Origin of the sequence: Perspicuibacillus lycopersici, from assembly GCF_025660475.1 — a bacterium.
Lineage (GTDB): Bacteria > Bacillota > Bacilli > Bacillales > Caldibacillaceae > Perspicuibacillus > Perspicuibacillus lycopersici.
On record NZ_JAOUSF010000001.1, the window covers coordinates 45,057 to 68,298 of the forward strand.

Here is a 23,242-nt window from a genome sequence, read left to right on the forward strand (position 1 = left end):
CCACGAATGATATAGAAATAAAGAAGACCATATTTGAAAGTGAAATCAAATATGGTCGCTTGCTAATCCTAATTTATATTATATTTTCCGTAGCTCCACACGACGAATTTTTCCAGAATCTGTTTTTGGTAACAATGAAACAAATTCGATAATTCTTGGGTATTTATAAGGTGCTGTCAATGTTTTAACATGTTTTTGCAATTCTTTCACAAGATCTGCTGCCCCATTAACTCCATCCTTCAGCACAACAAATGCTTTTACTACATTACCACGGATTGGATCAGGACTCGCAACTACTGCGCATTCTTTTACCGCCTCATGTTTCATTAGTGCATCTTCTACTTCAAATGGTCCAATCGTATAACCCGAACTAATGATCATATCATCACTTCTACCTTGGAACCAAAAATATTGATCCTCATCCTTATATGCTCGATCACCTGTTACAAAGTAATTTCCGCAAAAAGCATTCTTCGTACGTTCCGGATCTTTATAATAATGGGAAAACAATGCTGGGAAATCTTTACGAATCGCGATGTTTCCGATAACTCCAGCAGAAACTGGGTTTCCCTCTTCATCGACAATTTCCATAAACTCTGGCATAATTGGTTTCCCCATTGAGCCTGGTCTTATTTCCATATCCTTCACAGTACCAACAAGTAATGTGCTCTCTGTTTGTCCATAACCATCACGTACATTCAGGTTAAAATAGTTTCGGAATGTATCTATAACCTCTCGATTTAATGCCTCACCAGCAGAAACTGCACTATGTAATTTAGAAAGATCATAGTTTTCTAAATCACTTTCCTTTGCCATTAAGCGATATTCTGTCGGTGTACAGCATAATACATTTATTCTTTCGTTCTGTAATAATGTTAAATATTTTTTTGGCACAAACTTTCCTTGATAAACAAATGCTGTTGCACCCATTCCGAGTATCGATAAGAACGGACTCCATACCCATTTTTGCCATCCTGGTGCAGCAGTTGCCCAAACAGTGTCACTGCTATTAATATTTAACCATCTACTTGCAGCCGTCCGTATATGTGCATATGCCCAGCCGTGCACATGAACAACTCCTTTTGGTTGTCCAGTCGTACCAGAAGTATAGGAAATAAATGCCATATCCTCTTTTTTTGTATCGGCCTTTGGAAATGACGTTGATTGCCCTTCTATTAATTGATCAAAATCTAGCCATCCTGAAATCTTTTCTCCAAAAGCAATCATATGCTTTAGAAATAGCGATTGTTCAACAATTTTATTGATTTCTGAACAAAACGAAGCATATGCAACTACCGCTTTTACTTCCCCATCATTCATTCGATATAAAATATCATGTGCGCGAAGCATTTCAGAACCAGGTATAACGACATATCCTGCTTTTAAGCAAGCAAGGTAAATCATATACGCTTCAATTGACCTCGGGACAACAACCATTATTCGATCTCCTTTTACAAGACCTAATTGTTTTAATCCATTGGCAAACTGGTTAGCCTTATCAATTAATTGTTTATATGAAACTTCTACTCTATTTTCATCTTTATCGACAAATTTCAATGCTAGCTTTTCTGAATAATGCTTTTCTATTTCCTCTGTAAGATTGTAATCATCTGGAGCAATTAACTCTTGAATATTCATATTTGTATCCCTCACTTTTATAGAATCCTTATGCATTCTAAACTGGTAACACTCATCGATTATGTAGTGACAAGTGATTATTAATTAACTGTATCATATATTACCTAATATTAAAAGTTATTTATATTACTTGGTACTAATTCAATGCTTTACATTACCCGATTGAAACAGGCAATCTATGAAAATATAAGAGAATATATCCAAAAGAAAAAAGGCTATCTCGTTTAATAAGCCGGATAGCCTGGTGTGTTAGCATCTTATTCGATTATTATTCTTCTTCACCACTTACTAAAAAGTCTGGATTTAATTCTTCAAATTCTTCATCATCTACATCTAAATCCCACTCATCATCGTCATAGTCATCTTGGCATAAGCAAACAACGATTTTTGTTTCGCCGATTACTTCTACAAGGAACTCCCGCTCCGCTGTCACAATAATTTTATTACCATTCGGGGAAATGACAGCTTCTGCACAATTTGGCTGTTGAAGCACTTTTGCAATGACTTCTTTGTCTTCGATTGTGTGATCGTCTTTGTATTTTAGCTTAACGACATCATGATAGTGTACTTTCTCAGTTGCTACATCTGTTTTCGTATTGTCATTGCAGGAATACCAGCAGTTTATATCATAAGACCCATGGATTTCTACTGTTTTTCCGACCTTTTTCGCTTCATAAGCATGGTTTATGATCCAGGCGCCAAGGATACTTGACGGAGCATGGGATGGACGAATCGTATGGGTGGACTGTGTAAATTTTAGCCCTTTCGCAACGACCGCTTTTGTAATAATCTCTCTATGATTTGCCATGCGAGCGTAACCTCCTCAAGTTTTATCACTTCATCCTATGCGGGACATTAGACTAGTGTGCGAATAAATATTTCATTATTTCTGTATGTGATGACCCTTTTATTTTTCTTTTTGAAAATAAAAAAACATAAGGATGAAGGTATATCACCACCTTATGTTTGAAGTAAAAAATTGTGCCTATATTATCTTTATCTTCTTTTAAAAAGCTCATTTCACGTAGTTTATTTACTTCGCAATTGTCAGATGCTCGAAATAGCCGCTAGCCTCTTTCCGATAACACTTTACTTATCGCTATCCCGCTAATTTTTTGATATTTTGATTAGGTGGCATTCAGCTCTTGCACATAATCGTAATGGTAGCTTTGTCGTCCCATAACCATTACTAATCAGTATATTGGTAAACGATAAATGATGGAGCTTACCAATAGGGTAGAGACCTAAACCAAAGAAATTTATTTGTCCACCATGTGTATGCCCACTTAAAACAAGTGGTATATTGTCAGCGGGAGTAATTTGATCCACTATTTCCGGGTTATGGCAAATAACGATTTTAAAGCCATTCGGATCATCGATGTTTTCCAGTGCAATATCTAATCGATCCAATTCAAAACTGATTTCACCAACACCGATTAAATATATTTTTTCTCCCGTTTGGGAACGGAGGGTCGCATGTGAATTTTCCAATATTTTAACATTTGAGCTAATCAGCTCTCTTCGTAAATTCGCATTATTTACTTCGAAGTCATTATTACCCCAAACAAAATAAACTGGCCCTAGTACGTTTAGCCGCTGAATATTTTCTTTCGTTCTAGAAAATGGGACACCCCTTTCCGTTAAATCACCTCCAATAATAACGATATCTACCTTCCCTTTTACTTGCTCGATTATATCCTGATGAATAAGTCGACGGTGTATGTCTGAAATAAAAAATATATGTAGATCAGAAAAGGATTCTGGCAAATTCTCAAGGTGAATTACCTGGTTGCTTACATGATTCCGAAATGCTTCTTTCCACATAAATAATAGTAATAAGACCGCAATGATACTTAAGCCTATGAAATACATGCGCCTTCCCTCCCTTCAGCCATTACTATCTGATGACAGCATTTAAAGCGGTACAAAAAAACACGAAAATTAATGGTCAACTTTATAAATAGCTATATTAGTATTGGCCATTTATTACAATTTTTCTAATGCGAAAAAATGTTTCTACAAGTACTATCTCATCATTTTCACTTTAAAAAGAAAAAGAAACTCTCCGTATAAGAGTTTCCTTTCTAAAAAATAGACCTTTCCTATTGGATACTACTTGGAATTAATGAATCATCCCGTTCGGTTCATTTTTTACTTGAGAACCAGTTTTCCCTTGGAGTAAGTCACCATCTGTTGATTTGATGATTTCATCGGTAACTTTATTCGCAATGGTATTAGAGACAATTTGTAAAAGTTCATTTACCTCGTACTGGGACTCTTTAAAATCTTGAACAATTGGAAGTTCATCGATTTCTTTTTCAATTGCTTCTAATTTCGCTTCTACTTGTTTCAGTGCATTTGTTTTTCCATAGTTTTGGAAATTTACAGCTTGTTTTTGTAAGCTCTTTAAGCTTGCAATTTTTTCTCGAACCTTTTGGTTTTCATTAATCTTTGCTTCCGCTTTTTTGAAATATTCTACTTCTTCAGTATCAGCGATCATTTTTGCTAATTCTCTCGCCTTTGTAATAATGTCATCCTTTGTATATTTCCCCATTTAAACCACCTCAATAGTTTCTTCCACCATTTCTCCATTCAATGACCAAGTTCTTGCTTCCGTAATTTTTACGTTAACAAGGTTTCCAATAACCGAATGTGGTGCAACAAAATTAACTAATTTATTTTTTCTTGTGTATCCAGCTAATACATCTGGATTATTTTTAGATGGACCTTCTACAAGTACTTCTACTATTTGTCCTTCCATTGCTTTCATTTTTTGTGCTGATATTTCATTAACTAATGCGTTTAACCGTTGTAATCGTTCTTTCTTAACTTCCATTGGAACATTATCTTTCATCTTTGCAGCCGGCGTACCTTCTCGCGGTGAATAAATAAAGGTAAATGCAGCATCAAATCCAACCTCACGATACAAGGATAATGTTTCTTCAAATTGTTCCTCTGTTTCATTTGGAAAACCAACAATAATATCGGTTGTAAGGGATACATTCGGAATCGCTGTTTTAATTTTGCCCACTAACTCCAAATAGGATTCCCGAGTATATTTCCTTGCCATAATCTTTAACATACTACTAGATCCTGATTGTACCGGTAAATGAATATGGTCGACAAGATTTCCACCTTTTGCTAACACTTCGATTAAATGGTCATCAAAATCCCGTGGATGACTTGTAGTAAAGCGAATTCGTGGAATATCAATTTTCCGCAAATCATCCATTAAATCACCTAAACGATAGTCGATATCGTCAAAGTCTTTTCCATACGCATTTACATTTTGCCCTAGTAAAGTAATTTCTTTATAGCCTTGAGAAGCTAGATGGCGAACCTCTTGAATAATATCCTCTGGTCGGCGGCTTCTTTCCTTCCCACGTGTATACGGAACAATACAGTACGTGCAGAACTTGTCACAGCCATACATAATGTTAACCCAGCCTTTAATTTTCCCTTTCCGTACTTTTGGAAGGTTTTCAATGATGTCGCCTTCTTTTGACCAAACTTCGACTACCATTTCTTTTGACATATATGCTTCTTTCAAAATTTGTGGTAGGCGATGAATATTATGTGTTCCGAAAATAACGTCAACATGCTGATGTACTTTTAAAATTTGGTTAACTACTGCCTCTTCCTGTGCCATACAACCACATACACCTAGAAGTAAATCAGGCTTTTCTTGCTTCAATGGTTTTAAATGGCCTAATTCTCCATACACTTTGTTTTCCGCATTTTCACGAATCGCGCAAGTATTAAGAAGGATAACATCCGCATCTTCTACCGTATTCGTTGGCTCATAACCGAGCTCCGTAAAAATACCTGCCATCACTTCTGTATCATGCTCATTCATTTGACAGCCATATGTACGAATATAAAATTTTCTGCCGTTACCCATTCCTTTAAATTCTTCACCTATTTCAAAATCACTGTGGTAATTGACCGCTTCTTTTCCTCTTCTTTTTGCATCTTTTAAGGACGGTGGCATATAAACTCGTTCAAAATATTTGCTATAATCTTTTTCTCCAGCTGCGGATTTTTTGTCCGTTGGAGTTACAGCTTCTACTTGTTGAGATTGTAATCTTTGTTGTTCATTCATGGAAAAAACTCCTTTCAAACCTTCTCAGAGTAGCCTAGTCCCTTCTATCAACATTTTCAAGGGAACGCTTTCAACTATTTAATATGTATACCATAACATTATATACTGAATATATACCACAAACAACACTATATGGAAGATTCATGAAACTGGATATAAATCAAAATTATTTGATAACGACTTTATTTCCATACTATGCTCACTTACGCATCATAACAAAATATATTCCCTACTAGCGAACATTACAAATAATCATTATTGATTATATAATTACTTTTCAGGATAGGTTTCTTGTAAAAACCTTACAGAATGCTGGATGAACTCTTTTAAAACTTCAACATCTATATCAGCCAGCTTGTTAATATACACACATGCTTTTCCTGTAGTGTGCTTGCCGAGCCGCTCAAGAAATACTTCACGCTCTGGGTCACCTGTTGCCATATATAAACTAATTTTTGCTTTTCTTGGTGAAAATCCTACTAACGGAGCATCGCCCTCGTGACCAGAATCATATGTATAATGATAAGAACCAAAGCCAATGATACTCGGCCCCCACATTTTTGCAGAATACCCTGTTACCTCCTGAAAAATATCCAATAAGCGATAGGCATCCTCCCTCTTTTTCGGACTATCTACACGATCAATAAATTCTATAACACTATTATCCGTTTCGCTCGTCTTAAGCTTGTATCCCATGCACATTCTCCTTTACACTTTTTTAACGATTGGCCCACCATCTACTCTTCTCTATTTAAAACGATGTCTGCGTTTTGTATAGGGTGGATAGTATTCAAGTAGTAATCCTCTGCTTTCCAATACCGATTTGTAAACTTCTCCCTATTACTTTGTGTTTCTACGCTTTCTCTAGCAAATCGTTTCATACGGGCACAATCCAAGTATACAATCAAATCAAAAAAAGCTCGCCATTCGCTTCGTTGCAAAAATACTCCTTCGATAATAATAAATTTTGTATTTTTTACGATTACCTCACGATCGATTTGGCAATCCGTATGCTCATCATAAAAAGGTAAGTTTATATAATCTGCAACTCGAAGCTTCTTAAAGAGATTTTCTCTTAACCAATTAATATCCCACTGTAGACTATAATATTCATACCACTGTTCGTAGCCAGTATTGTATCGAGATAATCGAGTCACAATATGGTCATCCATGTGAATTACTAGATGAGGGATATTTGCCTTTGTCAGCATCGTTTTTAGCTCGTGAACGAGTGTAGTTTTCCCTGATCTACTTAAACCATCAATACCAATAATCATCCGATTGTTATGTACATTTTCTTTTATTCTTGTAAATATTTGATAGGCATTTTCTTTATTGTTCACACGAGTTCCTCTTACCTTTCCTGATTGTTTTTAATCTTTTTATTGGCGAAAAATTAATTGGGCGACAGAAAAATTATTCATTTATTTTTATTTATCAGTCATTATTATACAAAACATTTGCATCCGGCTCTATTGTTTTTTTATCAGGTATGTTAATTTTCCATAATGTCAGCTTTATTTTAACAAAAAAATAAAGCCTGCTTGCTTAGCAAGTCAGGCCACCAAAGCTGAGGAAATGAATACTCAGTTCCCAAAACTGGTAACATAGTAAAATGGTATAAATCCATAATTTTTGTATTTTGGGAATGATTATTTCCCATAATCCTACTATCCTATTCGTTCCTATTAATCGAATATTTTCCCGTTAACGCGGTTCAACGATTAATTTAATGGCTGTTCTTTCTTCGCCATCAATTTGAATATCCGTAAAAGCAGGGATACAAATTAAATCTACACCACTTGGGGCTACAAAACCTCTGGCAATTGCTACCGCTTTTACCGCTTGATTAAGTGCACCTGCTCCAATCGCTTGAATCTCTGCGCCCCCTCTTTCTCTTAGGACTCCTGCAAGTGCACCAGCTACTGAGTTGGGGTTCGATTTTGCTGAAACTTTTAATATTTCCATTTCTTGCTCCTCCTTGAATTTCACTAGTTTGGATTTTTCATGGACTGACCTGCAAGTCGAAATCACCTTCCATTGCTACTATATTCAACAGAAAGTACCCATATTCCAGACTTGACTTTATTTTTCAATATTTTCTAGAATCAATTGCCTTGATTTTTCAGAAGGAGGAGCCTATAAAATAAATATCAGCATAAAATTTAATTCAAGACATATTTTAAAAGATTCGATTAGTTACCGCGGAATTATTCAGTCCGAGGTATAATTACAAATGACAGCAGTCAAAATAACGGCCTTAATAAAACATCGGCTGATCGTCATTTATTAATATCCGATCAATTTTTCTAGCATGTCCTGTTTTTTCATCTAAATCAATTAAAACTCCGCTCAATTGTGCTCTTCCACTTGTAGACACTTCAAATCTTGCAGGTAAATTCGTTAAAAATCTACGGATAACGGTCTCACGATCTGTACCTAAAATTCCATCATATGGCCCTGTCATCCCAACATCAGTAATATAAGCTGTGCCATTTGGCAAGATTCGGTTATCTGCTGTTTGTACATGGGTATGTGTACCTACAACCGCACTTACTCTACCGTCTAAATACCAGCCCATTGCTTGTTTCTCACTAGTAGCCTCCGCATGAAAATCAACGAAAATAAACGGTGTTCGTTTTTTTGCTTCTGCGATTAGTTCATCTGCCTTACGAAAAGGACAATCAATTGCTGGTAAAAACGTCCTGCCTTGAAGATTTATAATCGCAACTTCCATTGCATTTAATTTTACATACATGATTCCTTTTCCTGGTGTTCCTTCCGGATAATTGGCTGGGCGAACCATATTCTTCGCATCCTCAATGAACTCAAAAATTTCCCGATTATCCCAAGTATGGTTTCCCATCGTAATTGCTTGAACCCCTTGTTCCATAAAGGCACGATAAATTTTATTGGTTATTCCTTTTCCACTTGCGGCATTTTCCCCATTTACAATAGTAAGCATTGGCCGATATTTTTCTTTAAGCTCTGGTAAATGTTGTTTAATCATATCCCTACCGGGAGATCCTACTACATCACCTATAAATAAAATAATCATATTAATTCCTTTCTTATTTAAAGACTTTCACGAAGCCATGAATTTGATAAATAGTAAATAAATTGTATAAAAGCTGTTTTCGAATAGTTTATTGATAACGAAAGACTACCTAAATATATTAAGCTGAACCATCCAACACATAGTATTCGTATATTTAGCTACACTCGAGAGTAACATATACATAGACTACTATTTAAACGAACTTTATAGTTTAATTTTAGCACATTACCGTTCATTTTACTCTAAACATCTAAAAACCAGTAAAAATAGGAAAGGCTGATGCTTTTAAGCATCAGCCTCTTTTTCATTTTCATTTAACGGATTTTATTTTGCATATTCAACAGCTCGAGTTTCCCGGATCACCGTCACTTTAATATGACCTGGGTAGTCAAGTTCGCCTTCAATGCGTTTGCGAATATCTCTTGCTAAACGATGTGCTTCTAAATCATCAATTAAATCCGGTTTGACAATGATACGAATTTCACGTCCTGCTTGTATAGCAAATGATTTCTCTACACCATCATAGGATTCAGATATTTCTTCTAATTTTTCCAAACGACGAATATAGTTTTCTAACGTTTCACTACGAGCTCCTGGTCTTGCGGCAGATAATGCATCCGCTGCAGCAACAAGAACTGCAATAATCGATGTTGGTTCCGAATCACCATGGTGGGATGCAATACTATTGATAACTACCGGATGTTCTTTATACTTGGTAGCCAACTCGACACCAATTTCCACGTGGCTTCCTTCAATTTCATGATCAACTGCTTTCCCGATATCATGAAGTAATCCCGCTCTTCGCGCAAGTACTTCATCTTCACCAAGTTCAGCAGCGAGAAGACCTGATAATTGCGACACCTCAATAGAATGCTTCAGAACGTTTTGTCCATAACTTGTCCGGAATTTTAAACGACCTAAAATCTTGATTAAATCCGGATGTAATCCATGAACACCAACCTCAAAAGTGGTTTGTTCACCAATTTCACGAATATATTCGTCCACTTCACGTCTAGATTTATCAACCATTTCTTCAATTCGAGCCGGATGGATCCTTCCATCTTGAACTAGTTTTTCTAATGCAAGTCTTGCGGTTTCCCGGCGAATTGGGTCAAATCCCGATAAAATGACTGCTTCAGGTGTATCATCAATAATTAAATCAATCCCTGTAAGAGTTTCTAAAGTACGGATATTTCGACCTTCCCGACCAATTATCCTACCTTTCATTTCATCATTAGGTAAATTGACAACAGAGACAGTCGTTTCGGCAACATGATCTGCTGCACATCGTTGGATAGCTAGTGAGAGGATATTCCTTGCTTTTTTGTCCGCTTCTTCTTTCGCACGGTTTTCTGACTCTTTAACCATAAGAGCAATATCATGGGAAAGTTCTTGTTCAACGCGTTCAATTATGATGGCCTTCGCTTGGTCCTTAGTTAAACTAGAAATCCGTTCTAGTTCAGCCTTTTGTTCACGTACCATCTCTTCCACTTTGCTTTCCATCTCTTCAATATGCTGTTGTCTTTGAGTTAGAGAATCTTCCTTCTTTTCTAAAATAAGCTCTCGCTTATCTAATGTTTCATCTTTTCGGTCAAGATTCTCTTCCTTTTGCAATAACCTATTCTCTTGTTTTTGCAATTCGCTTCTTCGTTCACGAAGTTCACGCTCAGTTTCTGTACGAAGTTTGTGAATTTCATCCTTTGCTTCTAACAGGGCTTCTTTCTTCAAAGACTCCGCTTCACGCTTTGCATCTTCTACAATTTGTTCAGCAGCATCCTTCGCACCTGCAATTTTTGCTTCTGCAACGGATTTTCGAATGAAATAGCCAGCAACAACACCGACGAGGCCAAGCAAAATGGAGATGATGATTTCCAATGGTTCCATCATTTCACCTCCTCTTGCTATGAACTTTTCTCTTCCATACATGTCGGCATGTACATTTTTAAAATCATCTTGTTAATCAAAAGGTACTGTAATATATGTCATACCTTTATTAATTGCACATTCAGTCAATCAATTATTGACCAAAACTTACAAAAAAAATTGTAAAATATACATATTAATTGTAAAGGTGCGTAATTTTCTTGTCAAGGGCTTCCAATTATTATATAGCGTCTAAATTCTTTATCAAACATTGTAACCTATTACAACGTGCGCGTCTATTCTATGTTTTACAATAATTTTAAGTAAATATAGGAAATTCTTTTTATTATAATTAATTATGTATATTTTTTATTTCCTCTCTTTTCCATTCCCAATTGATTTCTTTTAAAAAATTTTTTATAGATTTTTTGTATATACAAATGATCACATATAGTTATTATTTTGCAAATGCTTTTTGCCAATGAGTACGGATAGCCCTTCTTTTATTATTTCGGATAATTGGACAAAAGGACCTATAAGTTCCCCTCCTTTCTCATTGAATAATTCGATAAATAATGAGAATTCCCTTCTATTTTCGGCAAACTTCTTAATCACCAGTATAAAATAGATTAAACCATCATTTCATATTACTTATCTTGGTGAATTTACAACCATTCTTTAGAAAGAACCTAAAAAAAAGACCACTATAAAGTGATCTTGTACGATAATTTAAATGAAGTATTAAAGTTCAAATTCTTCTTGATCATCATTCGATACAACTGGTTCTAATGAATCTAGTTGATAATGTTCACGAATTTTCATCATTATCTCATGTTTTACTTCAGGATTTTCTTTTAAGAACAATTTGGCATTTTCACGACCTTGTCCAAGTCTTTCTCCTGCATAGGAATACCAAGAACCGCTCTTTTGTACAACATCCAGTTCTGAACCCATATCGATAATTTCCCCATCCAAGGAAATACCTTCTCCATACATAATATCTACTTCTGCAGTTTTAAATGGTGGAGCTACTTTATTTTTTACGACTTTAATCTTCGTTTTGTTACCAACTACGTCATTTCCTTGTTTTAATTGCTCGGCACGTCGTACTTCTAGTCGAACCGTACTGTAAAATTTCAAGGCACGACCCCCAGGAGTTGTTTCTGGATTTCCAAACATAATCCCAACTTTTTCACGGATTTGGTTAATAAAAATAGCAATCGTTTTTGATTTATTAATCGCACCAGAAAGTTTACGTAATGCTTGAGACATAAGACGAGCTTGTAAACCGACGTGTGAGTCACCCATTTCTCCTTCAATCTCTGCTTTTGGAACAAGTGCTGCTACAGAGTCAATAACTATAATATCAACCGCACCACTCCGTACTAAAGCCTCAGCAATTTCAAGCCCTTGTTCTCCAGTATCTGGCTGAGAAAGAAGAAGTTCATCAATATTAACACCTAAATTTTTTGCATATTTAGGATCCATGGCATGCTCAGCATCAATAAATGCTGCTTGGCCACCATTTCTTTGTACTTCTGCAATGGCATGTAGAGCTACCGTTGTTTTACCAGAACTTTCTGGTCCGTATATTTCAATAATTCTACCTCGCGGATATCCACCTACTCCTAATGCAACATCTAATGCTAATGAGCCACTAGAAATCGTTGATACTTGACGATCCGTTTGCTCACCTAATTTCATAATAGAACCTTTACCAAATTGTTTTTCAATTTGTTTTAAAGCCTGTTCTAAGGCTACTTGGCGCTCACTCACTCAATTTCCTCCTCAAAATTTACAAATTAATAGTTTTAAAGGATTTTTCTCCTATCTATACTATATACTTTTTTAATGGTCTTGCCAAGTATTTTAACGAACATTCATTCGATAATTTTTCTATCATCAATATCCTTCAAAAATAATAAATGATTCGTGTAAAAAAGCATTTTAGCATGATATCCGTTATTAGAAAAGCAATTTTTGGCTGTGTAAAAAATATAATGGGAAATGAAGGAAAATATGTTACTATTATAAAAATACAAAACTATAGCACTAGTAAATTTTACACGATTAAAAGTTAAAGGAGAATTAGAAGCATGTTTGTTCACAAAATTACAGAAGAACTTTCATTGAAACTAGTAGACTTACATAATGCAAACGAATTATTTGAACTAACCGATGCAAATCGAGACCATTTAAAAAAATGGCTGCCTTGGCTTGACGGAACAACATCTGTTGAAGATACGCGCGCATTTATTCAACAAAATAAAGAAGGCTATGCTGCTAATCGCAGTTTAACTACGGTAATCCTTTATAATGGAAAGATTGTCGGTACAGCTGGCTTTAATACGATTAACTGGTTTAGCAAATATGTAACAATTGGCTACTGGTTAGCGGATACGTATCAAGGAAAAGGAATAATGACGAAAACAGTGGAAGCATTGATTACCTATGCCTTTGATGAGCTTAAGCTAAATCGAGTCGAAATTTGTGCAGCTGTAGAAAATACAAAAAGTAGAGCCATACCAGAACGGCTAGGATTCAAACTAGAAGGAGTCAGACGTAGTGCAGAGTGGTTATATGATCATTATGTGGATCATGCGATTTACGGTATTTTAGCAAATGAATGGAAAACCGATACGAAAGCTACCCGATAATATTGACTTTCATAAACAATGCGACCTTTTACATTCGGTCGCATTGTTTACATTTTCCCTTTATACTTATTTCATCTAATTTAGATAAAATTATAGAAGTTCCAAGTATTGTAAAGCTTGCTTCACATCATTTGTTGGTTGATTACATTGAAAGTTTTCACATACATAGATTGTCGGTTTACCATTTATTGCATGATAATCCCGTGCAAATGGAGCTATATTCACTAGTTCATCTGGGTCATTAGCAACCAGTAGGGTAATTTCCGGATGAAAATTTTGTTGAATTACATTCACCAATTCTGATACTTCTTCTGTCTTATTATCCGCTAGAATAACAACTTCTTTCATTGGATACCGAGTTAGTAAAACAGCTTGCAACATCATCGAATGGCTATTCGGGTATTCATTAAGATCCTGACTAAAAGATTGGAAAAGCTGTTCTATCTTTTCCTCGAGCGTAAAATCACCTGTAAGCTTTGCTAGTTTTATCAGCTGATTTACCGCTACACTATTGCCTGACGGTATTGCACCGTCAGATGTTTCTTTTTGGCGGACAAGTAGCTTCTCTTGGTCCTCTCCACTGAAGAAAAAACCACCTGTCGCTTCATCCCAAAATAGCTCCATCATTTGATCTGCTAATTTTTTCGCTTTTGCTAAGTAGGTTAAATTTAACGTTGTTTCATATAATTCCAAAATACCCCATAGTAAAAAAGCATAGTCATCTATATAGCCTTTATGTTTCACTTCTCCGTCCCGGTAACGAACCATTAATCGGCCATCCTGAATCAATTTCCTTTCCATAAAGGACAGGGTTTCAATGGCTTGCGTGACATATTTTTTGTTTTTAAAGACACGACCAGCTTTCGCCAAGGCAGCAATCATCAACCCATTCCAAGCAGTTAATATTTTATCGTCTCGAAACGGTCGCACTCGTTTTTCGCGATATAGGAACAATGCTTTTCTTGCGGATTCCAAGTCTCTGTCAACTGTGTGTCCCTTTTTAATATATAAGCTTTCCAGATCTTCCTTAATCAAATTAGGAATGCTTCTTCCTTCGAAATTCCCCCTTTCGCTTATATCGTACACTTCACAAAAAAGGGAACCTAGATTTTCTCCAAGTACTTCTTTTACCTCACTTGGTGTCCATACATAAAATTTTCCTTCCTCACCTTCTGAATCCGCATCCTCAGCAGAATAAAAGCCACCATCCGGATGGAGCATATCGCGAAGTTCATATGTAATGATCTGCTCTGCTATATTTTTATACTTTTCCTGCTTTGTTACTTGATAGGCTTCTGTATAAGCTATTGTTAATAGTGCATTATCATAAAGCATTTTTTCAAAATGAGGGACTAAATATTTCTCATCTACAGAATAACGGGAAAATCCAAAACCAATATGGTCATAGATGCCGCCTCTTGCTAAACCATCTAATGTTTTTGTTACCATTTCAAGTGCATGCTGATTCTTATGAAATTTTGCTATACGTAATAAAAACATTAAGGCGTGTGGAATCGGAAATTTTGGTGCTTCTCCAAATCCACCATATGTACTATCAAACGACTGTACATAGTATTGATAGGCATTCTCCACTGCTTTATCCGAAAGCTCGCCTTTTCCATTTCCATTGGAGGCGGTATGAAGAGCATTGCGTACTTGTTCGACGACACCATTCACCTTATCTGGATCGTGATAATATTGGTCATGTAAATAAACAATAATTTCTTTAAAGCTTGGCATTCCATATCTACGTTCTTTCGGAAAATAGGTTCCTGCATAGAATGGTACTTGTTCAGGGGTTAAAAAAACATTTAACGGCCAACCTCCATGACCCGTCATCATTTGACATACTAACATGTAGATGGAATCGATATCTGGTCGTTCTTCCCGATCTACTTTAATCGAGACAAAACGTTCATTCAGTAGCTTGGCAACTTGTTCATCCTCAAAAGACTCTCGCTCCATGACATGACACCAATGGCAAGTACTTATATACAACCATTAGCTATACCCAATAGATACGAAAACAGGTTTGTTTTCTTTTTTCGCTTTTTCAAATGCTTCTTCGCCCCATGGAAACCACTCAACAGGGTTATAGGCATGTTGAAGTAAATATGGGGATTTTTCAGCGATTAATCTATTGGGTTTGCTATTTTGATTTGTCATTGGATCACCTCCTAAAAAGATTCTATTTGTTTCTGTAATTATGTTACCCTAAAATACAAGAAAAAGACACAAACGAAGTATGTGTCTAAATAGTAAGTACATTGCGCTCCTTTAAAGTAAAAAAATGATTTTTTCCATTTCTTTTGGAACGGTCCATCCTTTTACAAGATATTATATAGTAAAATTACTTACTAATTTTCTAAGTTTATCTGCTGTATTGGCTAATGATGCGGAAGATTTTGTAATCTCTTCCATACTAGCTAGCTGCTCTTCAGATACAGCTGTAATATCTGATGCACTCATAGATGTTGTTTTCGCTTGTTGAGATACTTGGTTTATGAAATCTTTTACGTTCTGAACTCCGGCTGCTATTTCCTCTGAGGTATTCAATAGATTATGCACGCTCGCATTTGCATTTTCAATAGACTTTTGAATAACATCAAAAGTATTTCCTGTTTCTGTTACTAAATTCAAGCCATTGACTATTTCTTTACTTCCGCTCATAATCATATTCACAGTTTTTGCAGTGTCGTTCTGAATAGCTAGTAATATTTCAGAAATTTGCTCAGCGGATCCCTTTGATTGTTCCGCTAATTTACGTACTTCACTAGCTACAACCGCAAAGCCTTTACCGTGAACTCCTGCTCGGGCAGCTTCTATCGCTGCATTTAATGCTAATAAGTTGGTTTGATTTGCAATTTCTGTAATTACTTGGATTATATTACCGATTGCAATTGATCGTTTTTTTAATTCCTGAATGACCGAGTTTGACTCTACGTTTGATTGATAAATTGTATCCATTTGATTTTTTACGTTTTGCATATAACGATAGCCTATATTTGCTTGTTTTGTCGTTTCTACAGTAGAATCCGCTACAGCAGATATATTGTCAGTAATTCGAACGATTTCGGTAAGTGTTGATCGGATAACCTCAGAGCTGTCCTCGGTTCTTTTATCTTGTATTTCTGCAGTGCTGGCAACTTCCATCACTCGAGCAGCTACCTGGTTTGCCGCAAGTGTTGTTTGTTCGGCATTAATTGACAATTTTTCTGCTGAGATGGCAACTTGTTCAGATGTTTGCCTTATGAGTTGAATAACATTTCTTAAATTTTCCTTCATTTTATTAAAAGACCGAGCTAACTGACCAATTTCATCATTGCTTTTCATTTGTATATCTTCAATTGAAAGGTTCCCGCTGGCAATTTTTTCAGCATTTACAGATACTTTCTTTACATTTATTGCTATTTTTCTACTAATAAAAATTGCAATAAATATCCCAACAAAAATAGCAAAAATACTAATCCCTAATATTATGTATGTTGTTTTAACAGTTTTTCTCGAGATTTCATTGCTTGCCTTAACTACTTCATTTTGCTGATAGGATAAAAGTGCTCTACCTACAGCCTCGATGTTTTCCGCGGCAGGAGCAACTTCAAATCTCATGACTTCAATATATTCCCGTGAATTGTTATCCTTTTTTAATGAGATTACTTTTTCTGATAAATCATTATATATCCTTTCTGCTGCTAACATTTTGTCAATATAACTTTTCCCTTCCGTTGTATTTGTAACTTCTGTAACTTCTCCCATATTTTGCAGAAAGGTTTTTCCTGCAGTATTTATTTTGGTTAATTCTTCCTCATTCCCAGTAATTAAATAATTACGTAATGATAGCTCCAGCTTATTTGTTTCAATGATTGCAGAAGTCGTATATTGTGTACTTTCAAATCTCTCTTTAATTATCGAGGAATAGGTTTCATTTAATGTTCTTAATTGATAGTACGTAATTCCAGCTAGAATGATGAATAAAAAAATGACACAAAAAAATCCAATTAGCAGCTTTCTTCTTAAACTCAATTTTACTTGTATTTTCATTATGTCCTCCTTGAGCCAACATACGATTATATGTATTCAAGCTGTTTAATACGATAATTATGAAGAGAAAATATTAATTTTTCTTAATGTTTTCATTAAGATTTTATTAAGATATTATAAGAATCCCGAATGAATACAACACTTACTAATAAAATAAGGAGGTTTTCGTATAGATTGTTACTTTTTGTAAAAAGACCGCAGACTGAAGCGTTTCCATTAATAAACCAAATCATGAAATCACAACAATTTTTTAGAAAAAGCGCATAAAATAAAAAGTACATGCTCATTTTGGCATGTACAAAATTGCTTTCTATTATTTTATTTAAGGATTCCTTTTTTAATCCGATTTAAGAAGCGATCTTTATTTTCCGCTAAATATTGTACTCCATATAACAAGTATGCTTTGTAATGTAAATAGAGAAAAAATTGAAAATTATTGAGCCTGTTTAAGCGAACAATTTTTATTTTCTTAAGAAATTCCATGAAAATAAAGGCAAATAAACTATCTGCAATTGCATTCAGTAATACGAACTTTTTAAAATTCCCATAGGAAAATTTTAAAATCCACATCGAAAGCGGCATGTATGGACCGATGCTAAAAGGAAGCTCGTCTTTTATGAACCAATTCCGTTTATCATAAAATTTCCACCATTTCCTTTTGTTTCCGTACAAATGGTTTATTATCTCGAATATGACAATAAAAATACCGGATATCGAATATCGCTTCATATTTTGTTTTCCAAAAAATAATAAAGTTAACCAAGGCATCAGTACTAGCCCGATATTAAACATTAAGTGTTTTTTGGTCATTGTCATCATCACTGCGTTCACCTTACTTTCATAAATTCCTTACTATCTTTAAAATATCCCATTTCTAAATCGCTATTCTATTATTTGAAATGAAAGGGAAATACTTTCCCTTCCTTAGAAATCTAATTCACCGTATTTTTTATCATCGCTTTTCAATCGGAACGCTAATTGGTACTTGAAAAAACCATATCCAAAACGCAATCATAGGAATGCTTATAAGTAAGGTAAATAATGGCTTTTTATAATGAAGACGTAAAAACGGAAACATGACACAATCAAATAATGAAGACCAATAAATGCTCCAGCCATATTTATAAATAATATTTCCTTTAAGCAAAAGGAGAATTTCTACACCTATGTATAAACCTATCCAAAGTAAATAATGCCTAAAAACCCTCATCCAGCCTTGATCTTCAGGGAAGTGTGCGAGAAACATTAATGCCGTTAATGGGAAGGTTATAAATGTATAGGCCAACTCTAACAATGAATGATTAAACCATTTTATATCTGGTGACAATTGCCATAACCAATGGGAAGCACAGATAAAATTATAGGTGAGATTACCGATGGCAATATATTGCATTGTAGAATAATACTTTTCCCATTCCCGATAATCTCTTCTAATCCATACAGCAATAATGGATAGAAATGCTAAAATAAGATGCATATTGATTTCCTTTATGTTCTTCTTAATTTTTCATTATTATGTGCTATTTAATTTAAACTAAACATGGAATAACTTTACATGTAGGCAAAAGTAATAGGCAGTACTATTCATGGTCAATAGAAAAAGACACAAATTTCTTTGTGTCTTACGGATAAGTTTTAATTAAATTTAATTATCCGTTGGCATTTTTTACCCAGCTAGCTACCGTTAGTGTGCGATTTACTTGATGTTTTACCGCTCCTTGTACATCCTCGATCATCTTACCATCTTGTCCTACTGTTACACTTGTTCCATATGGATTTCCACCAGCTCCAAATAATACTGGATCGCTATAACCTGGTGGTACTATAATTGCACCCCAGTGCATCATGGAAGTATATAACGACAATATCGTTGCTTCCTGTCCACCGTGTGGATTTTGTGCTGAAGACATCGCACTTACTACTTTATTAACGGTTTTACCTGTTGCCCATAATCCACCTTGTGTATCAATAAATTGTTTCACTTGAGAAGGCATGTTCCCAAATCTAGTTGGAAGACTAAATATAATCGCATCTGCCCATTCGATATCATCTGAGGAGGCAACTGGTACATCCTTTGTAGCCTCTACGGTATTTTTCCACACTTCATTTCCTTCAATAACTGATTGTGGTGCTAACTCTTGAACTTTAACTAAACGAACTTCAGCACCTGCTTCCTTCCCGGCTTCTTCTGCCCATTGAGCTAACTGATAGTTTGTTCCACCCATACTATAAAACACAACTGTTAAGTTTACATTTGCCATTTTTCAATCTCCTTATTGGAATTTTACATGCTGCTGAAAAAACCTTTTTTCATACAACTTCTAGTATTACTTTCTGTTTGAATTTGCATTCAACAATCGTGTAAAATTTTTTAAAAAAAGGCTGTTGACTTATCGTAGTAGAGGAGTGCGCAAGTTCACTAGTCTCTATGCGCTGGAGCTAGACAAGTGAGAAAAGCAAGACAGGGAAGACTCCACAGGAGCGAATGCGACGAGGAGGCTATTAGCAACAACTATACGAAAACAGCCAAAAAAATTACCTTGGAGACAAAAAAAGTTGACCACTTTAACTGGCCAACAATGGTAGTATACGATTCAGCTAAAAAACGTTATTTTTGTGCTTTTGAATTTTTCTCTTTTTTCTTATTTGCATAAGCATGTTCCATTAATTTCGCACCATTTACATCTCCAAATTCGATGCCAAATTCCACATTTGTGTTTAAATTCTTTTCCTTTTTATTCAATTGGTCTTTCATTACGCTTTCCTTTCCCTGCTCTGCCTTGTTGTGAATTCCGATTTGCGCCCTTCATCGGATTTTCTTCCCCAGCAAATTCGGCAGAAAAATCTGCTTGTTGGTTGTTTTTATGTGGTGTTTTACTATATTTTTCAATAGCATTTACTTGTGCTTTTCTTTTCGCCATAAAATGGTATGCTCCTCCTTAAATGAAGTAAATGTCTGTTCTATTTTCTGCAGGAGTGTAAAAAAAATACATACCGATCATGAGCATGTCAAAAGGAAAATTACTTACTTTACAATTCCAAGGATATACGCTCTAATATTGGTAGTAATCCCGTTAAATGTGAAATCTCATAGGTCGGAAATACATAATCTGGTTGCTTTTGTTTCCGATTGATCCATACAGATTTTATCCCCACCGAATTCGCCCCTAAAATATCTGTACTTAAATTGTCCCCAACCATTATTACCTCATCCTTTTGTACAGACATGCATGATAACGCATAATGATATATTCCCGGGTCCGGTTTTCCGCTTCCATAATCACCTGAAATGACAATCTGTTCAAAGTACGGAGCAAGTGCTGGTGTTAAAGATAATTTTGTATTTTGTAAATGTGGTGAGCCATTTGTCAGTAAGAGCAAGCGATATTTTCCACTTAATTTATCCAAAACAGAATAGGTATCTGTAAAAACAAACGGGACATTTCGTCGTTCGTTGTAGAATCTCTCCCCTAATTTGTACCCAAGCTTCGGATCATCAATTCCTAATGCCTTTAATCCTAAAGTCCATGCATGCTTTCGATAGCTTGGCACAATTTCCTTTAATAATTTCAGTTCATCCGCATCATCTGAAAATTCACCCCATAGTGCTTCAAACGGATTAATGCCAATCTTTTTCGTATAGGGAAAGGTTTCGTAAGATTCATACAGATTTCTTGCTGTTTGTCGAACAGATGCTTCTAGTTGCGTGCCATCTACACCATATAAATCTTCCCCAAGTTTACATGTACGGGCAAATGCGGTTGCAACACTTTTTTCGTCCCATAAAAGCGTATCATCCAAGTCAAAAAATATTACCTTTATCATATTTCTCCCCCCTCTTTCCCGTTTCTCTACCTCTCGTATAAAACAATACGGTATGATTCTTTATTTTTCAAATAATTTTCCAAAGGCTAGCCTCTTCTATACTGCAATTTTGTTATAAAAATCATGTATTCTATTTTCTTTCATGCAAAAAATAGTTCAGTGGAAAAATAACGGTAGAAAGAGTACCATTAGGAAAGTATGAATTGAAGTATATCCACTTAGGAGGAATCCACAATGAAAATATCAGGGAATACAGTTCTTATCACTGGTGGGGCATCGGGGATTGGTTTAGCTTTAGCAGAAAGATTTCTTCAAAACGAAAATGAAGTAATTATAGTTGGTCGGCGCCAGGAAAAGTTAGCCGAAGTAAAAGAAAAGTATCCACAAATCCATACAAGAAAATGTGATATTGCTAGTACTACGGAACGAACAGCACTTTACGAATGGATAAAAAGTGATTTTCCAAATACAAATGTACTTATTAATAATGCAGGTATTCAACAGCAAGTTAATCTTTTAAAGGCACCTTATGACTGGAATTATTACCAAAAAGAAATATCAATTAATATTGAAGGTCCAATTCATCTTTCTATGCTGTTTATCCCTCACTTAATAACCAAAAGTAATGCAACTATTATCAATATATCTTCCGGATTAGCGATTAGACCTGGAGTATGGGTTCCTATATACAGTGCGACAAAAGCGGCAATCCATTCATTTACAGTGTCTTTAAGACATCAATTAGCGAATACAACGATTGGGGTAATCGAAGTTTTTCCACCAGCAGTAAATACTGATTTAGGTGGGGTCGGAATACATACATCAGGAGCACCGTTAGCAGATTTTGCTGATAGTGTGTTCCATCGGATAAAAACAGGAGATATCGAAATTGGTTATGGAGATTCAGAAAAGCGACTACATGCCTCAAAGGATGAGATTGATCATGGGACAAAAGTGGCATGGGAAAGCTTTTTAGGCAAAAATCCTAATTTTTAGTTAAACGAACACAAAAATAGGAAAGACGTTAGCAATCTAAGTGCAACGTCTTTTCTTTTATCTATTGGTGATCGAAACACCCTTTCGCATTTCCCTTTATTTCAATTACAATTTTTCCTTTTGCATGATGTGTTTCACTCAAAGCGTGTGCATCCTTTACCCCTTTTTCAGAAAAAGGGAAAGTATGTCCGATGATTGCTTTTACATCGCCATTTTTTAATAATGCTGCAATTTCAGCTAATTGCTTCCCATTGGGAATTAACCATACAAGACCAGCTTTAATATTTCTCTGTTCCGCCTGTTGTTTATTTGGTTCGGATACAATGGATGCAAGTGTTCCACCTTGTTTTAAAACCTTAAAACTTTTTTCCTGAATTTCTCCTCCTAAAGAATCTAAAACAAAATCAAATACAATCCCACTATTTTCAAAATCCTGCTTTTTATAATCGATAACGAGATCTGCACCTAGTGATTTTAAAAATTCTACATTGGCAGTTCCAGCAGTTGTTGCTACAAATGCTCCCACATGTTTGGCAAACTGGATAGCAAAGCTCCCTACACCACCACTACCGGCATGAATGAGTACGTTATCCCCTTCTTTCACATTACCGAAATGGAATAAACACTGCCAGGCGGTTAATCCTGCAAGGGGAACACTAGCAGCCTCTGCAAAGCTTATATTGTCTGGTATTTTGGCCAAAAGAGAAGCATCTACTGCTGTATATTCTGCATAGGTTCCTCGATTCGTTGTTGCTGGACGGGCGAAAACACGATCCCCGACCTGATAGTCTTTTACTTTTGCACCCACTTCATGGACTACACCCGCTGCATCCCAGCCTAGAATGATTGGAAAGTCGAATGGTAACATAGATTTTAAATAACCTTCCCTTAGCTTCCAATCAATTGGATTTATAGATGTAGCATGTAGCTCCACAATTACTTCATTTTCTTTTGGAACTGGCTGATTGATTTTCATTTCTTTTAATTTATCTGAACCGCCATATTCCTCAATTGCGATTGCCTTCATTTCATCACCTTCACTATCCACTATATTCATAAACT

Annotated in this window: 21 protein-coding genes and 1 pseudogene; 2 read left to right on the top strand and 20 right to left on the bottom strand. The window is 35.5% G+C overall.

Annotated features, from left to right (window positions below):
* Nucleotides 1-78: 78 nt before the first annotated feature.
* The 11 genes from mbcS to recA form a co-directional block, all read right to left on the bottom strand.
* The gene (mbcS, locus tag OEV98_RS00220; protein ID WP_263071117.1) at nt 79-1,638 is read right to left on the bottom strand and encodes an acyl-CoA synthetase MbcS; all 1,560 of its coding nucleotides are present in this window, start codon (nt 1,636-1,638) and stop codon (nt 79-81) included.
* Between the two features lie 268 nt (nt 1,639-1,906).
* On the bottom strand, nt 1,907-2,446 hold the full coding sequence (gene cotE / locus OEV98_RS00225) for an outer spore coat protein CotE (RefSeq protein ID WP_263071118.1): 540 nt from the start codon (nt 2,444-2,446) through the stop codon (nt 1,907-1,909).
* Between the two features lie 299 nt (nt 2,447-2,745).
* Nucleotides 2,746-3,510 (bottom strand): metallophosphoesterase, encoded by a 765-nt coding sequence (locus OEV98_RS00230; protein ID WP_263071119.1) that lies wholly within the window; start codon nt 3,508-3,510, stop codon nt 2,746-2,748.
* Between the two features lie 250 nt (nt 3,511-3,760).
* The gene (locus OEV98_RS00235; RefSeq protein ID WP_263071120.1) at nt 3,761-4,192 is read right to left on the bottom strand and encodes a RicAFT regulatory complex protein RicA family protein; all 432 of its coding nucleotides are present in this window, start codon (nt 4,190-4,192) and stop codon (nt 3,761-3,763) included.
* Complete coding sequence (gene miaB / locus OEV98_RS00240) at nt 4,193-5,740, bottom strand: tRNA (N6-isopentenyl adenosine(37)-C2)-methylthiotransferase MiaB (protein WP_263071121.1); 1,548 nt, start codon at nt 5,738-5,740, stop codon at nt 4,193-4,195.
* Nucleotides 5,741-6,010: 270 nt separating this feature from the next.
* Nucleotides 6,011-6,436 carry a DUF1801 domain-containing protein gene (locus tag OEV98_RS00245; RefSeq protein ID WP_263071122.1) on the bottom strand — a complete coding sequence of 142 codons (426 nt, stop codon included), beginning with the start codon at nt 6,434-6,436 and terminating at the stop codon, nt 6,011-6,013.
* A gap of 41 nt (nt 6,437-6,477) precedes the next feature.
* On the bottom strand, nt 6,478-7,083 hold the full coding sequence (locus OEV98_RS00250) for a kinase (protein WP_263071123.1): 606 nt from the start codon (nt 7,081-7,083) through the stop codon (nt 6,478-6,480).
* Nucleotides 7,084-7,447: 364 nt separating this feature from the next.
* The gene (gene spoVS / locus OEV98_RS00255) at nt 7,448-7,708 is read right to left on the bottom strand and encodes a stage V sporulation protein SpoVS (protein ID WP_019391885.1); all 261 of its coding nucleotides are present in this window, start codon (nt 7,706-7,708) and stop codon (nt 7,448-7,450) included.
* Between the two features lie 292 nt (nt 7,709-8,000).
* Nucleotides 8,001-8,798 carry a TIGR00282 family metallophosphoesterase gene (locus OEV98_RS00260; RefSeq protein ID WP_263071124.1) on the bottom strand — a complete coding sequence of 266 codons (798 nt, stop codon included), beginning with the start codon at nt 8,796-8,798 and terminating at the stop codon, nt 8,001-8,003.
* Nucleotides 8,799-9,122: 324 nt separating this feature from the next.
* Entirely contained in the window at nt 9,123-10,682 is a 1,560-nt protein-coding gene (gene rny / locus OEV98_RS00265) for a ribonuclease Y (protein ID WP_263071125.1), read from the bottom strand.
* Nucleotides 10,683-11,402: 720 nt separating this feature from the next.
* On the bottom strand, nt 11,403-12,437 hold the full coding sequence (recA, locus tag OEV98_RS00270; protein WP_263071126.1) for a recombinase RecA: 1,035 nt from the start codon (nt 12,435-12,437) through the stop codon (nt 11,403-11,405).
* Between the two features lie 320 nt (nt 12,438-12,757).
* Here recA and OEV98_RS00275 point away from each other — a divergent pair, with 320 nt between their 5' ends.
* Nucleotides 12,758-13,318: a GNAT family N-acetyltransferase gene (locus OEV98_RS00275; RefSeq protein WP_263071127.1), complete on the top strand. Its 561-nt coding sequence runs from the start codon at nt 12,758-12,760 to the stop codon at nt 13,316-13,318.
* A 90-nt stretch (nt 13,319-13,408) separates the two neighbouring features.
* Here OEV98_RS00275 and OEV98_RS00280 read toward each other — a convergent pair.
* From OEV98_RS00280 to OEV98_RS00320, 8 genes and pseudogenes are all read right to left on the bottom strand, one after another.
* Nucleotides 13,409-15,484: pseudogene (locus tag OEV98_RS00280) on the bottom strand (thioredoxin domain-containing protein).
* Between the two features lie 171 nt (nt 15,485-15,655).
* A complete protein-coding gene (locus OEV98_RS00290; protein WP_263071130.1) occupies nt 15,656-17,359 on the bottom strand; it encodes a methyl-accepting chemotaxis protein in 1,704 nt (567 codons plus the stop codon).
* Nucleotides 17,360-17,677: 318 nt separating this feature from the next.
* Nucleotides 17,678-18,175 (bottom strand): hypothetical protein, encoded by a 498-nt coding sequence (locus OEV98_RS00295; RefSeq protein WP_263071929.1) that lies wholly within the window; start codon nt 18,173-18,175, stop codon nt 17,678-17,680.
* 136 nt (nt 18,176-18,311) lie between these two features.
* Nucleotides 18,312-18,836 (bottom strand): CBO0543 family protein, encoded by a 525-nt coding sequence (locus tag OEV98_RS00300; RefSeq protein WP_263071131.1) that lies wholly within the window; start codon nt 18,834-18,836, stop codon nt 18,312-18,314.
* A gap of 172 nt (nt 18,837-19,008) precedes the next feature.
* Nucleotides 19,009-19,620 (bottom strand): NAD(P)H:quinone oxidoreductase, encoded by a 612-nt coding sequence (gene wrbA / locus OEV98_RS00305; protein ID WP_263071132.1) that lies wholly within the window; start codon nt 19,618-19,620, stop codon nt 19,009-19,011.
* A gap of 347 nt (nt 19,621-19,967) precedes the next feature.
* Nucleotides 19,968-20,114: a hypothetical protein gene (locus OEV98_RS00310; protein ID WP_263071133.1), complete on the bottom strand. Its 147-nt coding sequence runs from the start codon at nt 20,112-20,114 to the stop codon at nt 19,968-19,970.
* The gene (locus OEV98_RS00315; RefSeq protein WP_263071134.1) at nt 20,095-20,280 is read right to left on the bottom strand and encodes a hypothetical protein; all 186 of its coding nucleotides are present in this window, start codon (nt 20,278-20,280) and stop codon (nt 20,095-20,097) included. The genes OEV98_RS00310 and OEV98_RS00315 overlap by 20 nt, the downstream gene beginning before the upstream one ends.
* Before the next feature lie 109 nt (nt 20,281-20,389).
* Nucleotides 20,390-21,184, bottom strand: a complete 795-nt coding sequence (locus tag OEV98_RS00320; RefSeq protein WP_263071135.1) for an HAD family hydrolase — start codon at nt 21,182-21,184, stop codon at nt 20,390-20,392.
* A gap of 234 nt (nt 21,185-21,418) precedes the next feature.
* Between OEV98_RS00320 and OEV98_RS00325 the strand changes: the two genes are divergently transcribed.
* Nucleotides 21,419-22,180 (top strand): SDR family oxidoreductase, encoded by a 762-nt coding sequence (locus tag OEV98_RS00325; RefSeq protein WP_263071136.1) that lies wholly within the window; start codon nt 21,419-21,421, stop codon nt 22,178-22,180.
* 61 nt (nt 22,181-22,241) lie between these two features.
* Here the strand turns inward: OEV98_RS00325 and OEV98_RS00330 are convergent, their stop codons facing one another.
* Complete coding sequence (locus OEV98_RS00330) at nt 22,242-23,207, bottom strand: NADP-dependent oxidoreductase (RefSeq protein ID WP_263071137.1); 966 nt, start codon at nt 23,205-23,207, stop codon at nt 22,242-22,244.
* Nucleotides 23,208-23,242: the final 35 nt, after the last annotated feature.

Excerpts from the sequence above, each read along its gene's own strand:
- mbcS (WP_263071117.1), bottom strand. The coding sequence starts at position 1,638 with ATGAATATTCAAGAGTTAATTGCTCCAGATGATTACAATCTTACAGAG.
- cotE (WP_263071118.1), bottom strand. The coding sequence starts at position 2,446 with ATGGCAAATCATAGAGAGATTATTACAAAAGCGGTCGTTGCGAAAGGG.
- OEV98_RS00230 (WP_263071119.1), bottom strand. The coding sequence starts at position 3,510 with ATGTATTTCATAGGCTTAAGTATCATTGCGGTCTTATTACTATTATTT.
- OEV98_RS00235 (WP_263071120.1), bottom strand. The coding sequence starts at position 4,192 with ATGGGGAAATATACAAAGGATGACATTATTACAAAGGCGAGAGAATTA.
- miaB (WP_263071121.1), bottom strand. The coding sequence starts at position 5,740 with ATGAATGAACAACAAAGATTACAATCTCAACAAGTAGAAGCTGTAACT.
- OEV98_RS00245 (WP_263071122.1), bottom strand. The coding sequence starts at position 6,436 with ATGGGATACAAGCTTAAGACGAGCGAAACGGATAATAGTGTTATAGAA.
- spoVS (WP_019391885.1), bottom strand. The coding sequence starts at position 7,708 with ATGGAAATATTAAAAGTTTCAGCAAAATCGAACCCCAACTCAGTAGCT.
- OEV98_RS00260 (WP_263071124.1), bottom strand. The coding sequence starts at position 8,798 with ATGATTATTTTATTTATAGGTGATGTAGTAGGATCTCCCGGTAGGGAT.
- rny (WP_263071125.1), bottom strand. The coding sequence starts at position 10,682 with ATGGAACCATTGGAAATCATCATCTCCATTTTGCTTGGCCTCGTCGGT.
- OEV98_RS00275 (WP_263071127.1), top strand. The coding sequence starts at position 12,758 with ATGTTTGTTCACAAAATTACAGAAGAACTTTCATTGAAACTAGTAGAC.
- OEV98_RS00290 (WP_263071130.1), bottom strand. The coding sequence starts at position 17,359 with ATGAAAATACAAGTAAAATTGAGTTTAAGAAGAAAGCTGCTAATTGGA.
- OEV98_RS00295 (WP_263071929.1), bottom strand. The coding sequence starts at position 18,175 with ATGACAATGACCAAAAAACACTTAATGTTTAATATCGGGCTAGTACTG.
- OEV98_RS00300 (WP_263071131.1), bottom strand. The coding sequence starts at position 18,836 with ATGCATCTTATTTTAGCATTTCTATCCATTATTGCTGTATGGATTAGA.
- wrbA (WP_263071132.1), bottom strand. The coding sequence starts at position 19,620 with ATGGCAAATGTAAACTTAACAGTTGTGTTTTATAGTATGGGTGGAACA.
- OEV98_RS00310 (WP_263071133.1), bottom strand. The coding sequence starts at position 20,114 with ATGAAAGACCAATTGAATAAAAAGGAAAAGAATTTAAACACAAATGTG.
- OEV98_RS00315 (WP_263071134.1), bottom strand. The coding sequence starts at position 20,280 with ATGGCGAAAAGAAAAGCACAAGTAAATGCTATTGAAAAATATAGTAAA.
- OEV98_RS00320 (WP_263071135.1), bottom strand. The coding sequence starts at position 21,184 with ATGATAAAGGTAATATTTTTTGACTTGGATGATACGCTTTTATGGGAC.
- OEV98_RS00325 (WP_263071136.1), top strand. The coding sequence starts at position 21,419 with ATGAAAATATCAGGGAATACAGTTCTTATCACTGGTGGGGCATCGGGG.
- OEV98_RS00330 (WP_263071137.1), bottom strand. The coding sequence starts at position 23,207 with ATGAAGGCAATCGCAATTGAGGAATATGGCGGTTCAGATAAATTAAAA.